Raw genomic sequence first — 14,333 nt, forward strand, 5'->3', positions numbered from 1 at the left:
TGGGCCTTATACTTTTTTATTCTTGTGTTTCTTCTTCTGATGAATCAATGTCTGTGCTTGTTTCAGCATCTGAAATTTCTCCATTTTCGTCTAAAACAATTTCTTCCTCTTCACGAAGTACTTTTGTAACTGCTGCAATAGAATCATTACCTTTAATGTTAATCAATTTAACACCTTGAGTTGCTCTACCCATTACTCTTAAATCAGAAACCATCATTCTAATAGTTAACCCCGATTTATTAATAATCATTAAATCATCGTCGTCTGTTACATTGTTGATGGCAATTAAAGCACCCGTTTTTTCAGTAATGTTTAATGTTTTTACACCTTTTCCACCACGATTAGTAATTCGGTATACATCTACTCCATCTTCTTCAACTAATTTAGTACGTTTTCCGTAACCGTTTTCAGTAACTACTAAAATTTGTGTTTCGTTCACATCTTCTTTGTTTACTGTCACAATTCCAATTACTTCATCATTCTCATCAGCTAATGTAATTCCTCTAACTCCAGATGCAGTTCTACCCATTGGTCGCGTTTTTTCTTCTTCAAAACGAACCATTTTACCCGATTTTCCAGCAATTAATACTTGACTTGAACCGTTAGTTAATTTTGCACCTAATAATTCATCGCCTTCTTTAATTGTAATAGCTGCAACACCGTTTACACGAGGCTTAGAATATTTCTCTAAAGATGTTTTCTTAACTTGACCTTGTTTCGTTACCATAATTAAATTGTGGCTCTTAATGTAGTCTTGGTCTTTTAAGTCTTGTGTGCAAATAAATGCTTTTACTTTATCATCACTTTCTATGTTGATTAAGTTTTGAATAGCACGACCTTTACTTGCTTTAGTTCCTTCAGGAATTTCGTATACACGCATCCAGTAACACTTACCTTTTTGCGTGAAATACATTAAATATTGATGATTTGTTGCCACAAATAAATGCTCTAAGAAATCTTGATCTCTTGTTCCAGCTGATTTTTGTCCAACTCCTCCTCTATTTTGTGTTTTGTATTCTGATAATGAAGTACGTTTGATATATCCTGCATGAGAAATAGTAATTACTACACTTTCATCTGCAATTAAATCTTCAATACTAACATCGCCACCAGAATATTCGATTTGCGAACGACGCTCATCTCCATATTTATCTCTGATTTCTACTAATTCGTCTTTAATTACTTGCATTCTCATTTCTTTGCTTGCCAATAATTCTTTCAAATAAGCAATCAGTTTCATGATTTCTTCGTATTCAGCGCGTAATTTATCTTGCTCAAGACCTGTTAATTGTCTTAAACGCATTTCAACGATAGCACGTGCTTGAATTTCCGATAACTTGAAGCGTTCAATTAATTTTGTTCTAGCTTCATCACCATCCTTAGAAGCTCTAATGATTTTGATTACTTCATCTATATTATCAGAAGCAATGATTAATCCTTCCAAGATATGAGCTCTTTCTTCTGCTTTTCTTAAATCATATTGAGCCCTACGAACTACAACATCATGACGGTGTTCTACGAAATGATAAATCAAATCTTTAAGATTCAACATTTGCGGACGCCCTTTAACCAATGCAATATTATTTACACTGAACGAAGCTTGTAATTGAGTATATTTATAAAGTGTATTTAAAACTACGTTTGGAACCGCATCACGTTTTAATTCATACACCACACGCATACCATTTCTATCCGATTCATCACGAATATTTGATATACCTTCAATTTTCTTATCGTTAACTAAATCGGCAGTATGTTTAATCATATTTGCCTTATTTACTTGATAAGGAATTTCAGTTACAATGATAGCTTCTTTTCCATTCACTTCTTCAAAACCAACTTTAGCACGCATTACAATACGACCTCTACCTGTTTTGAATGCTTCTCTTACACCTTCGTAACCATAAATAATTCCTCCAGTAGGGAAATCAGGAGCTTTGATATGATTTATTAACTCATCAATTTCAATATCATTGTTATCAATATAAGCCAAAATACCATCAACAACTTCAGTTAAGTTGTGTGGTGCCATATTTGTAGCCATACCTACCGCAATACCCGAAGCTCCGTTTACTAACAAAGTTGGTATTTTAGTTGGCATAACCGTTGGCTCTTGTAATGTATCGTCAAAGTTTAATTGGAAATCAACTGTTTCTTTATCTATATCTGCCAACATTTCTTCCGAAATCTTTTTCATTCTGGCTTCCGTATAACGCATTGCTGCTGGACTATCTCCATCGACAGAACCAAAGTTACCTTGACCGTCAACCAATAAATAACGCATACTCCATTCCTGAGCCATACGTACCATAGCGTCGTAAACTGAGGAATCTCCATGTGGGTGATACTTTCCTAAAACCTCTCCTACAATTCTCGCCGATTTTTTGTGGGCAGATCTTGAGTTAACTCCCAAATCATACATACCATAAAGTACTCTTCGGTGAACAGGCTTTAAACCATCTCTAACATCAGGAAGTGCTCTTGATACAATAACAGACATCGAATAATCGATGTAAGCTGATTTCATTTCTTCCTCTATGTTAATAGGAATTAACTTTTCTCCTTCTGACATAAGTATTTACATTAAAATTATATATTAGTACTAAAACGTGCCAATATACGGCTTTCTGAACTTTTAACACAAATTTTGAACCACTAATTTCGACTATTTATTAACAATTTTGTTTACAAATTGCTTATAATTCACATAGAAGAAACTTTCATTTTTCAAATATTTTTTGTCATTTAGCCTATCTGTACTTTTTATAAGGTATGATTTTTGTATTTCCTTATAGAATTTTGTACTTTTACTTATATTACTAATGCTATGGACGATAATTTTTCACCGAGAGTTAAAGACGTAATTACCTACAGTAAAGAAGAAGCTTTACGATTAGGTCACGACTTTATTGGTACCGAACACTTAATGCTAGGAATACTTCGAGATGGCAATGGAAAAGCAATTAATATCTTGAATAATTTAGCTGTGGACTTATCTCACTTAAGAAAAAAAGTAGAGATATTAAGCCCTGCTAACCCTAATGGCATTCAAAATATTGAAAAGAAAAACTTGCATCTTACGCGCCAAGCCGAGCGTGCATTGAAGACTACTTTTTTAGAAGCGAAACTTTTTAACAACTCTGAGATAAGTACCGCTCACCTATTGCTATGCATTTTACGCAATGAAAACGACCCAACAACTAAATTGATGGGCAAATTAAAAATCGATTACGAAACCGTTAAAGAACAGTATACAGCCATGATGACAAACGAAGACGATTATTTAGAAAACTTACCGAAAGCCGAGTCATTCAATGACGATTCAGGACAAGATGACAGTTTAAAAGAAAGCTCATTTAACAATCCTCCCTCAGGTGGAAAAACCAATAAAAAATCAAAAACTCCAGTTTTAGATAACTTCGGTCGTGACTTAACGGAAATGGCAGAAGAAGGAAAACTTGACCCAGTTGTGGGACGTGAAAAAGAAATCGAGCGTGTGTCTCAAATTTTAAGTCGTAGAAAGAAAAACAACCCACTTTTGATTGGAGAACCTGGAGTTGGAAAATCAGCAATCGCTGAAGGTTTGGCTTTACGAATTATTAAGAAAAAAGTATCTCGAAATTTATTCAATAAACGCGTGGTTACGCTTGATTTAGCAAGTTTAGTTGCTGGCACAAAATACCGCGGACAATTCGAAGAAAGAATGAAAGCCGTTATGAATGAATTAGAGAAAAATGACGATATCATTTTATTCATTGACGAAATTCACACTATTGTTGGCGCAGGTGGCGCAACTGGTTCGCTTGACGCTTCTAACATGTTCAAACCTGCTTTAGCTAGAGGTGAAATTCAATGTGTTGGAGCTACTACTTTAGATGAATACCGTCAATATATTGAAAAAGATGGCGCATTAGAAAGACGTTTTCAAAAAGTAATTGTAGAACCAACATCTGTTGAAGAAACAATTACGATTTTAAATAACATCAAACCAAAATACGAAGATCACCACAATGTAATTTACACTCCTGAAGCAATTGAAGCGTGTGTAAAATTAACAAATCGTTATATGACAGATCGTTTTCTTCCAGACAAGGCTATTGATGCTTTAGATGAAGCCGGTTCTCGTGTTCATATTATCAATATTGATGTTCCAAAACAAATTTTGGAATTAGAACGTCAGTTAGAAGAAGTGCGTGAACTGAAAAATACGGTTGTTAAAAAACAGAAATATGAGGAAGCAGCTAAACTTCGTGATGATGAAAAACGCATCGAAAAAGATTTAGCTATTGCACAAGAACAATGGGAAGAAGATTCTAAAAACAACAAAGTTACCGTTACAGAAGATAACGTTGCCGATGTGGTTTCGATGATGACAGGAATTCCTGTAAATCGTATTGCTCAAACTGAAAGTAATAAATTAGCTCACTTACCTGAACTAATTAAAGGTAAGGTAATTGGGCAAGATGAAGCGGTGTTAAAAATCGCAAAATCAATCCAAAGAAATCGTGCTGGATTGAAAGATCCAAACAAGCCAATTGGTTCGTTTATTTTCTTAGGTCAAACTGGTGTTGGAAAAACACAATTAGCAAAAGTGATAGCAAAAGAATTGTTTGATTCTGAAGACGCTTTGGTTCGCATCGACATGAGTGAGTACATGGAAAAATTTGCAATTTCAAGATTAGTTGGAGCACCTCCAGGATATGTAGGATATGAAGAAGGTGGTCAATTAACTGAAAAAGTTCGAAGAAAACCATATTGCGTAGTACTTCTAGACGAAATCGAAAAAGCACATCCAGATGTATTTAACATGATGCTTCAAGTTTTGGATGACGGACATTTAACTGATAGTTTAGGAAGAAAAATAGATTTTAGAAATACGATTATCATTATGACTTCTAACGTTGGTGCTCGTCAATTGAAAGACTTTGGAACCGGAGTTGGATTTGGAACAGCTTCAAAACAAGCACAAACAGAAGAACATTCAAAAGGAATTATCGAAAATGCTTTGAAAAAAGCATTTGCTCCTGAGTTTTTAAACCGTATTGATGATGTAATTGTCTTCAATGCTCTTGAAAAAGAAGATATTGATAAAATTATTGATATCGAAATGGATAAATTATATTTAAGAGTTAAAGATTTAGGTTACACTTTAAAACTTTCTGAAGCAGCCAAAGATTACATTGCTGAAAAAGGTTTTGATAAGCAATTTGGAGCGCGTCCGTTAAAAAGAGCCATTCAAAAATATGTTGAAGATGCTCTAGCTGAAGAGATTATTACTCAAAAAATTCATGAAGGCGATCAAATTTTCATGGACTTAGATGAAACGGCTCAAGAACTCAAAATAGAAATTAAAAAATTAGAAGAACCAAGCTCATAGCTTGGTTTTTTTATTTTATGCAATTTTAAAATTATATTAAAAAAAATACTACATTAGATTCTTAATTTATTCGTTTAAAAATGTTAGACAAAGTTATTGTAGGTAGCGAAGAATGGTGTTCCTTCCCTACTTTAGGAATCCCAACAATTAAAGCACGTGTTGACTCAGGAGCAAAAACTTCTGCTCTTCATGCTATCAATATTGTTACTTTTGAAAAAGACAGTGAAAATTGGGTTAAATTCGACATCAACCCTATTCAAAATAACGCTAAAGCAGTAATTCATTGTGAAGCTCCTTTGGTAGACAAACGTGTTGTTAAAAGCTCTAGTGGCTACCGAGAACAACGTTATGTGATCAAAACCAAACTAGAAATTGGAGGAAAAACTTGGGATATCGAGGTAACTTTAACCAATCGTGACTCAATGGGTTTCCGAATGTTATTAGGTCGTGAAGCGATGTCGGGCCGTGTTTTGGTCGATCCTGAACAACGATATTTATTAGGACAACCAACTACTGAAAAACTTAAAGAATACTACTACGCTACAAATGAAACAAAAAAAGGATTAAAAATTGGTTTATTAGCAAGTAATCCCGAATTATACAGTAACAAACGAATTTTAGAAGCAGGCGAATTAAGAGGGCACGAAATGCACTTTTTAAATTTGAAATACTGCTACATGAAATTAGACGCAGACACACCAGAAATTCATTACCGTGGTGGAAAAGTTTTAAACGATTTTGATGCTGTAATTCCAAGAATTCGACCAAGTATGACCTATTATGGTTGTGCGTTAACCCGTCAATTTGAAGCTTTAAAAGTATTTGCTTTGAACAATGCTTCTGCGATTACTCAATCTAGAGATAAACTGTTTTCATTACAATTATTGTTGAATAACGGAGTAGACATTCCAACTACTGGATTTGCCAATTCGCCTTTAGATACTGACGATTTAATTAAAATGGTGGGTGGTTCACCTTTAATTGTAAAATTATTAGAAGGAACACAAGGAAAAGGAGTTGTTTTAGCAGAAACCAAAAAAGCAGCCGAATCAGTAATAAATGCTTTCAAGAGTTTAAATGCTAATATTTTAGTACAAGAATTCATTAAAGAAGCCAATGGTAAAGACTTGAGACTCTTTGTGGTAGACGGAAAAGTCGTTGCTGCTATGCAACGAGAAGCTGCGCCAGGAGAATTCAGAGCGAATATTCATATGGGCGGAACTGCTTCTGTGGTTAAAATTACTTCTGACGAAAAGAAAATTGCCATCAAAGCAGCAAAAGCTATGAATTTAAAAGTAGCCGGAGTTGATATTATTCGTTCGTCAAAAGGACCTTTATTGTTAGAAGTAAATTCATCTCCAGGTCTTGAAGGAATTGAAGGCGCTACTCAAAAAGACATTGCAGGCGAAATGATTAAAGCAATTGAGAAAAACTTTAAGTGGAAATAATATGAAAAAGCAATATACAGTTCCGTTGGTTTTATTCCTTTTAGGAATGGCAATTACAATAATTGGTTCTTTATTTAAGATTATGCATTGGCCTGGTGCAAACGTAGCATTAGTCATTGGAATGCTTACAGAAGTTTCTGCAATTATAACATTGATTGTTGTTGTAATAAAAAATACAAAATGAACAAAAACCGATTAGAAGCTTTTAGCGACGGCGTTTTAGCCATTATAATTACTATTATGGTCTTGGAATTTAAAGTTCCGGATGATACTACCTTTGAAGCCGTTACTAAATTATCGCATAAGTTTCTAAGTTATATATTAAGTTTTATTTATGTTGGAATTTATTGGAACAATCACCATCATTTAATTCATTCACTTAAAAATGTAAATGGAAAAATACTTTGGGCAAACTTGCATTTATTGTTTTGGTTGTCTTTAATTCCTTTTACAACAGCTTGGATTGGTGAACATCACTTTGCTTCTTTCCCAATGATGCTATACGGAATTGTATTGTTAATGAACGCTTTCGCCTACTTTATTCTGCAACGATTAATTTTAATTGACCACGGAAAAGATTCAGCTCTTTCAAAAGCAATTGGAAAAGATTACAAAGGAAAATTATCAGTAGTTTTATATTTGATTGCTGTTTTCCTAACCAAATATTCAGTTGAAATTTCAGGAACTATTTATATTTTGGTGGCTCTAATTTGGTTAATTCCAGACAAGAGAATTGAGCGTACTTTTAATAAAAACGACTAAATTATGCATTTCATTAGTAAAATATTCATCGTAATTATAGCCTTATTTCACCTGTATTTTCTATGGCTAGAAATGTTTGCATGGACAACTGCAGCTAAAAAAGTATTCCGAACCATTCCCGAAGATTTATTCGAAAAAACAAAAGTTTTAGCCGCTAATCAAGGTTTGTATAACGGATTCTTATCTGCAGGCTTACTTTGGTCTTTGGCTATTTCCGATGAAAACTGGAGTAAAAACATCGCTTTATTTTTTCTTTGTTGTGTTGCTGTTGCGGGAATTTTTGGAGCTTATTCCGCTTCTAAGAAAATATTTTATGTGCAAGCACTCCCTGCAATTATTGCAATTATTACAATTCTATTTTTATAAAAAAAGCTCAAGATTATCTTGAGCTTTTAATTTTATATACTTTGTATTAATCTTCCATTTCTATTTGAAAGCTATTCAAAAACGAAACTGATTTTTCAATATCGTAATGTAAAATTCTGTCTTCTGATACAAACGGAACATCTTCTCTATACGATTTAACAAAACTTTCAATAAACTCACTCGATTGTAATGGTCTTCTGAATTCTAAAGCTTGCGAACCGTTTAATAATTCAATTCCTAAAATACGTTCTACGTTTTCAACAATATGTAACGTTTTAGTTGCCGCGTTTGCTCCCATACTCACGTGATCTTCTTGTCCGTTTGAAGAAACAATACTATCAATACTTGCTGGAGTTGCCAATTGTTTGTTTTGACTCGCGATACTTGCCGCTGTATATTGTGGAATCATGAAACCTGAATTCAATCCTGGATCGTTTACTAAAAACGCTGGTAAACCTCTTAATCCAGAAATCAATTGATACGTTCTTCTTTCCGAAATACTTCCTAATTCTGATAACGCTATTCCTAAGAAATCTAAGGCTAAAGCTAAAGGTTGTCCGTGGAAGTTTCCTCCCGAAATAATCAAATCTTCTCCAACGAAAATATTTGGATTATCGGTCACCGAATTGATTTCAGTACGGAATACTTTCTTCACATAATCAATTGTATCTTTCGAAGCGCCATGTACTTGTGGAATACATCTAAATGAATAAGGATCTTGAACGTGAACTTTTGGTTGCGCAATGATTTCGCTATCTTCCAACAAATCGCGCATTCTTTCAGCGGTTTGAATTTGCCCTTTATGAGGACGAACTAAGTGAATCAAATCTGTAAAAGGCTCTAATCTTCCATCAAAACCTTCTAATGAAACTGCTCCGATGACATCAGCTAAATACGAAATTTTCTCAGCTTTAATCAAGCAATAAACCCCGTAAGCACTCATGAATTGCGTTCCGTTCAATAAAGCCAATCCTTCTTTCGATTGTAAAACGATTGGTTCCCAACCAAATTTCTCTAATACTTTTGATGAAGGTTGTCTGAAACCATCTAAATACACTTCACCTTCTCCTAACAATGGTAATGATAAATGTGCTAACGGAGCTAAATCACCCGAAGCACCTAACGAACCTTGAGTATAAATTACTGGAAAAATATCATTGTTGTAAAAATCAATCAAACGTTGCACGGTTACTAATTGAACACCTGAATGTCCGTAGCTTAACGATTGGATTTTCAATAACAACATGATTTTTACAATTTCATGAGGTACTTCCTCCCCTGTTCCGCAAGCGTGCGATTTTACCAAATTCTCTTGCAATTTTGATAAATTTTCATTCGAAATCTTCACATTACATAACGAACCAAAACCAGTGTTAATTCCGTAAATTGGATCTGAGTTTGATTTCATTTTATCGTCTAAGTATTTTCTACATTTCTCAATGTTTACAATAGCTTCCTCTGATAATGCCAACTGTTTTCCTTGAAAAACAATCTCGTTAATCATGTCGATAGACAATAAATCTGAACTTATATAATGTGTAGTTTCCATTTGGTTAATTTTAAAAGTCCAAAATTCCGCAAACAATTGTTAAAATGCAAGATTTATCAGCATTATTAATAAAAAATAAATATCGCTCAAATTTTAAGGGAATTCTGGGTGCATTTTTAAGAATTTTCAATAAATTAGCGCTCTCTAATAATACAACATCAAATCATGAAAAATACAGCGTTAACGCACATTCACGAAAGTTTAGGAGCTAAAATGGTTCCGTTTGCAGGATACAATATGCCTGTACAATATGAAGGAGTAAATGCAGAACACGAAATCGTTAGAAATGGCGTAGGTGTTTTTGACGTTTCTCACATGGGAGAATTTTTCTTAAAAGGAGAAAATGCGTTGGCTTTAATTCAGAAAGTAACTTCAAATGACGCTTCTAAATTAGTTGATGGAAAAGCTCAATATTCTTGTTTACCAAATAACGAAGGTGGAATTGTTGACGATTTAATCGTTTATAAAATTGCTGATAACCATTATATGTTGGTGGTTAATGCTTCTAACATTGAAAAAGATTGGAATTGGATTTCTTCGCACAATGATTTAGGTGTGGATATGCAAAATCTTTCTGAAGGCTATTCATTATTAGCTATTCAAGGACCAAAAGCTGCAGAAGCTATGCAATCATTGACTTCTATCGATTTAACGAATATGGGATATTACACATTTCAAATTGGTGAATTTGCTGGGAAAAGCGATGTAATTGTTTCTGCTACAGGTTATACAGGTTCGGGAGGATTTGAAATTTACTTCAAAAACGAAGATGCTGAATACATTTGGAACAAAGTTTTTGAAGCTGGAGCAGCTTTCGGAATCAAACCAATTGGATTAGCAGCGCGTGATACGTTACGTTTAGAAATGGGATTCTGTTTATACGGAAACGATATTAACGATACGACTTCTCCATTAGAAGCTGGTTTAGGATGGATTACGAAATTCGATAAAGAATTTACCAATTCCGAAAACTTAAAGAAACAAAAAGAAGCTGGTGTTTCTCGTAAATTAGTTGGTTTCGAAATGGTAGAAAGAGGAATTCCTCGTCACGATTACGAAATTGCTGATGCAAACGGAAATGTAGTTGGAATCGTAACTTCTGGAACACAATCACCTTCTATGGGAATTGCTATCGGAATGGGATATGTTCCAACAGAATTAGCAACTCCAGATTCTGAAATTTATATTAGAATTAGAAATAAAGATATTAAGGCGAAAGTGGTTAAAATGCCTTTTTACAAGAAATAGTCAAGGGCAAGAACAATGACAAGATCAATTACAAATTTGAAAATTGAACTTGAACTTGAATTTGAAATTATTATTTTTGCATCGAAATTTTGAACAACGAATTAAGAACATTGAAATTATATAGAAATGGGAAGAGCGTTTGAATTTAGAAAAGCCCGTAAAATGAAACGTTGGTCAGCAATGGCTAAAACGTTTACACGTATAGGAAAAGATATTGTAATGGCCGTTAAAGAAGGCGGACCAAATCCTGAAACCAACTCACGTTTAAGAGCGGTTATTCAGAATGCGAAGGCTGCGAATATGCCTAAAGATAACGTAGAACGCGCTATTAAAAAAGCATCGGATAAAGACACGGCTAACTTTAAAGAAGTATTATTTGAAGGCTATGCACCACACGGAATTGCAATTTTAATTGAAACCGCTACGGATAACAACAACAGAACCGTTGCTAATATTAGAAGTTATTTCAATAAATGCAACGGAACGTTTGGAACACAAGGTTCGGTAGAATTTATGTTTGATCATACGTGTAATTTTAGAATTCCAGCAGAAGGACAAGATGTGGAAGAATTAGAATTAGAAATGATTGATTTTGGTGTAGAAGAAATCTTTGCTGACGAAGACGGAATTTTAATGTACGCTCCTTTTGAACGCTTTGGAACTATCCAAAAAGAATTAGAAACTCGTGGATTAGAAATCTTATCTTCTGGATTTGAAAGAATACCACAAATAACAAAAGAATTAACACCAGATCAAGTAGCTGATGTTGAAAAACTATTAGAAAAAATTGAAGAAGACGATGACGTAATGAACGTATATCACACAATGCAAGAAAGCGCTGAGTAATCCTTTTTCTATCTTATATCCTAAATCCTCCCAAGAAATTGTGAGGATTTTTTTATATATTAGCGTATCTTAAAGATATCTTTTAGATGATATTTATTAGTTAGTGTTAATTTTATAAATCGAGAAAATTTAAAATGAGAAAAAAAATATTAATTATTATTCTATTAATCATAATTGGAGTATTATACTTCCATTTTCGACATCATATAACTCAATATTTCTTCAATCAACATGTAATCTACTGGTCAAAAGATGTAAATATTAATTTTTCAGATTATCAACAAAAGCCAAAAGCTGATAGTCAATTAAAAATTGTTGATTTTCATGGCTTAAATTTATACGTAGAGAATATTGAAAAAGCTAATGTTCGTGCATATTTTGATAAAAACCGTTCTTGGGTAAAGGACTCAACAAACTTTAATATTGAAGCTGTTAAACAATTTCAAAAGTTACGCTTTGATCTTTATGAAGTTTATGCACGAAAATTTAATTCAGAAATTGATAAAATTAGACATAATCCTAAAACCACATTTGCGGATTTGGAAAATATAGGCAATAGGATATATCAAGAACTACAAAGGTTCGAAGATGAAATTTACTCTGGAGAATATTCAACTCAAGAAAGAGTAGAAATATGGAAACCAAAAATCGACCAATTACTTGAAGAAGATACAAAACAAAGTAATAATTCTGATAAATCAATAAATCAGCAAAATGAATATGATGGTAGACAAATAACTCGTAAATATCATCCTAAAGAAATGATAATCAAATTAATACCCATAAAGAATAATGGAATAAAAGAAAATTATAAACTAACCCTTATCAAAAGTGATTTTCTAGATAATAATTTTGAAAATATTAATAAATATTCAAACGAAATTGTAATATTATATTATGATATTTTAATGAAAAATAACACTAATTTAAACTTTGATAAAATCACTATAGAAATTGTACATAATAGTGGAAAAAAAAGCAGGTTTTATTATAGTAATGAAGACATTAAAGAAATTACGAAATTAAACTAATAAACTCCCATAGCGCAGAGTTGCATTCCGTGCCCACAAAACAAAAACAAAAAAAACACACTATAGGGTGGAAAATATCATTCGTTCTGATTGAAAACATAAATCAGTTTATGAAAAATAAATAAAGCATAGAAAACAATTTGAGTTTTAAATTTCTTTTAAATTATTTAATATTACAAGAACAAAAAAGCAGCTAATTCATTATAAAATAGCTGCTTTTTCTATAAACAAACATGAAATCCTTATTTCTTAATAAACATATTAGTGTAGTATTTTCTACCTTGATCATCCATTTTAATTGCAGCTCCAAAATGAGTGTAATCTCCTTCTAAATTAGCTTTATGACCTGTGCTGTTTACCCATGCTGTAACAGTTGCTTGTACAGAAGAATAAGCAAAAGCTACATTTTCTCCTACTCGGTAAGCACCTAATACTTCTTGTAAATTTGATTTTCTTTGATCAAAACCTTCATGAGTTACTATTTGATTAGCCAACATGTAATCATTATGCTCTGAAGATTTGTATGATATATGTTCAATAATTTCTAACGGATTTAAACCTAATGAAACTCTGTAAGCATTAACTTCGTCTAATAATTCTAATTCTAGTATGCTATGTGTATAGCTTTTAGCTGTTTCTTTTGGTTCGTTTACAGTTTCGCTATCAGACGAACAAGATGTTAAAGATGATAATCCAATTGTTAGGGCAAAAAGAGTAATCATTAATTTTTTCATGAGTAGTGAGTTTTTTTTAGTTGTTGTGTTAATCATTCCTAAAAATCGATTAAGTGATTGATTAACAGGACAAATGTACAAAAACATCGGTAACGTGCAAAAAAAATCGATGAAATACATTAAATTTTAACTTTTTAAACATTTGGATATCAATTACTTACAATTTTACTTACAGAAATAAAAAAATCCCAAGCTATTAAACTCAGGATTTTGTTTAAAAAAACTAAAATATTGATTATCAAGGCGATAATCGTTGTATTTTCCAATCGTATTCATTAGTTAATTGATAGCGAATTCTGTCATGCAAACGATTAGGTCTTCCTTGCCAAAACTCCACTTCTACTGGTCGCACTAAAAAGCCTCCCCAATGTGCCGGACGCAAAATTTCTTTTCCCTCCCACTCTTTTTCTAATTGTTTTAAGTTGTCTTCTAAAAACTCACGATTCGGAATTACTTCACTTTGAGGCGAAACAATTGCTCCTAGCTTACTTCCATCAGGACGCGAAGCAAAATAATTATCGGAAATATTATCAGCTGTTTTTTCAGCAATTCCTTTTATAATAATCTGACGTTCAACTGTTGGCCAAAAGAAAGACAAACACACATTAGGATTATTTAAAATTGCTTTCCCTTTTTCCGAATTATAATTGGTATAAAAAATAAAACCTTCTTCATTGAATTTTTTAAGCAATACCACGCGCGCTTTCGGAAAACCATCTAAACCAATTGTCGTAACGGTCATGGCGTTTACTTCCTCTGCAGCGTTTAAATTTTCGGCTTCATAAAACCATTTATGAAATAAGTTAACTGGATCTTCCGGAATTTGGTTTTCCAGTAATTCGCTCTTTTCGTATGATTTTCTATAATTGCTTAAATCTTTCATATTATTAACTCTCGTAGTTTATGCAAAGCAAAGTTACAAAGGGAAACTTGTTTTTTTACTAAAACAAAAATTAAAATTAAACCTTTTTG

General features: G+C 32.9%; 12 protein-coding genes. 8 read left to right on the top strand and 4 right to left on the bottom strand.

Annotated features, from left to right (window positions below; genetic code table 11):
* Positions 1 to 16: 16 nt before the first annotated feature.
* Positions 17 to 2,572 carry a DNA gyrase subunit A gene (gene gyrA, locus GFJ94_RS04305; RefSeq protein ID WP_153200354.1) on the bottom strand — a complete coding sequence of 852 codons (2,556 nt, stop codon included), beginning with the start codon at positions 2,570 to 2,572 and terminating at the stop codon, positions 17 to 19.
* 255 nt (positions 2,573 to 2,827) lie between these two features.
* On the opposite strand from gyrA, the gene GFJ94_RS04310 reads away from it, so the two are divergent.
* The 5 genes from GFJ94_RS04310 to GFJ94_RS04330 all read left to right on the top strand — a co-directional run bounded on the left by GFJ94_RS04310 (position 2,828) and on the right by GFJ94_RS04330 (position 7,953).
* Entirely contained in the window at positions 2,828 to 5,377 is a 2,550-nt protein-coding gene (locus GFJ94_RS04310) for an ATP-dependent Clp protease ATP-binding subunit (RefSeq protein ID WP_153200355.1), read from the top strand.
* An 80-nt stretch (positions 5,378 to 5,457) separates the two neighbouring features.
* Positions 5,458 to 6,825, top strand: coding sequence for a 30S ribosomal protein S6--L-glutamate ligase (gene rimK / locus GFJ94_RS04315; RefSeq protein WP_153200356.1), 1,368 nt, complete (start codon positions 5,458 to 5,460; stop codon positions 6,823 to 6,825).
* A 1-nt stretch (position 6,826) separates the two neighbouring features.
* Positions 6,827 to 7,009, top strand: a complete 183-nt coding sequence (locus GFJ94_RS04320; RefSeq protein ID WP_153200357.1) for a hypothetical protein — start codon at positions 6,827 to 6,829, stop codon at positions 7,007 to 7,009.
* Positions 7,006 to 7,587 (top strand): TMEM175 family protein, encoded by a 582-nt coding sequence (locus GFJ94_RS04325; protein WP_153200358.1) that lies wholly within the window; start codon positions 7,006 to 7,008, stop codon positions 7,585 to 7,587. The genes GFJ94_RS04320 and GFJ94_RS04325 overlap by 4 nt, the downstream gene beginning before the upstream one ends.
* A gap of 3 nt (positions 7,588 to 7,590) precedes the next feature.
* Complete coding sequence (locus tag GFJ94_RS04330; protein WP_153200359.1) at positions 7,591 to 7,953, top strand: DUF1304 domain-containing protein; 363 nt, start codon at positions 7,591 to 7,593, stop codon at positions 7,951 to 7,953.
* A gap of 46 nt (positions 7,954 to 7,999) precedes the next feature.
* Here the strand turns inward: GFJ94_RS04330 and hutH are convergent, their stop codons facing one another.
* Positions 8,000 to 9,502: a histidine ammonia-lyase gene (hutH, locus tag GFJ94_RS04335; protein ID WP_153200360.1), complete on the bottom strand. Its 1,503-nt coding sequence runs from the start codon at positions 9,500 to 9,502 to the stop codon at positions 8,000 to 8,002.
* Between the two features lie 165 nt (positions 9,503 to 9,667).
* On the opposite strand from hutH, the gene gcvT reads away from it, so the two are divergent.
* The 3 genes from gcvT (at position 9,668) to GFJ94_RS04350 (ending at position 12,627) form a co-directional block, all read left to right on the top strand.
* On the top strand, positions 9,668 to 10,750 hold the full coding sequence (gene gcvT / locus GFJ94_RS04340; protein ID WP_153200361.1) for a glycine cleavage system aminomethyltransferase GcvT: 1,083 nt from the start codon (positions 9,668 to 9,670) through the stop codon (positions 10,748 to 10,750).
* 126 nt (positions 10,751 to 10,876) lie between these two features.
* Entirely contained in the window at positions 10,877 to 11,596 is a 720-nt protein-coding gene (locus GFJ94_RS04345; RefSeq protein ID WP_153200362.1) for a YebC/PmpR family DNA-binding transcriptional regulator, read from the top strand.
* Positions 11,597 to 11,730: 134 nt separating this feature from the next.
* Positions 11,731 to 12,627, top strand: coding sequence for a hypothetical protein (locus GFJ94_RS04350; RefSeq protein WP_153200363.1), 897 nt, complete (start codon positions 11,731 to 11,733; stop codon positions 12,625 to 12,627).
* A gap of 242 nt (positions 12,628 to 12,869) precedes the next feature.
* Here GFJ94_RS04350 and GFJ94_RS04355 read toward each other — a convergent pair whose 3' ends face one another.
* Both GFJ94_RS04355 and pdxH read right to left on the bottom strand, forming a co-directional pair.
* Complete coding sequence (locus tag GFJ94_RS04355) at positions 12,870 to 13,361, bottom strand: CAP domain-containing protein (protein WP_153200364.1); 492 nt, start codon at positions 13,359 to 13,361, stop codon at positions 12,870 to 12,872.
* A 238-nt stretch (positions 13,362 to 13,599) separates the two neighbouring features.
* Positions 13,600 to 14,244 (bottom strand): pyridoxamine 5'-phosphate oxidase, encoded by a 645-nt coding sequence (pdxH, locus tag GFJ94_RS04360; protein ID WP_153200365.1) that lies wholly within the window; start codon positions 14,242 to 14,244, stop codon positions 13,600 to 13,602.
* Between the last annotated feature and the right edge of the window lie 89 nt (positions 14,245 to 14,333).

The sequence above is a fragment of the Flavobacterium sp. LMO8 genome (assembly GCF_009495755.1).
Lineage (GTDB): Bacteria > Bacteroidota > Bacteroidia > Flavobacteriales > Flavobacteriaceae > Flavobacterium.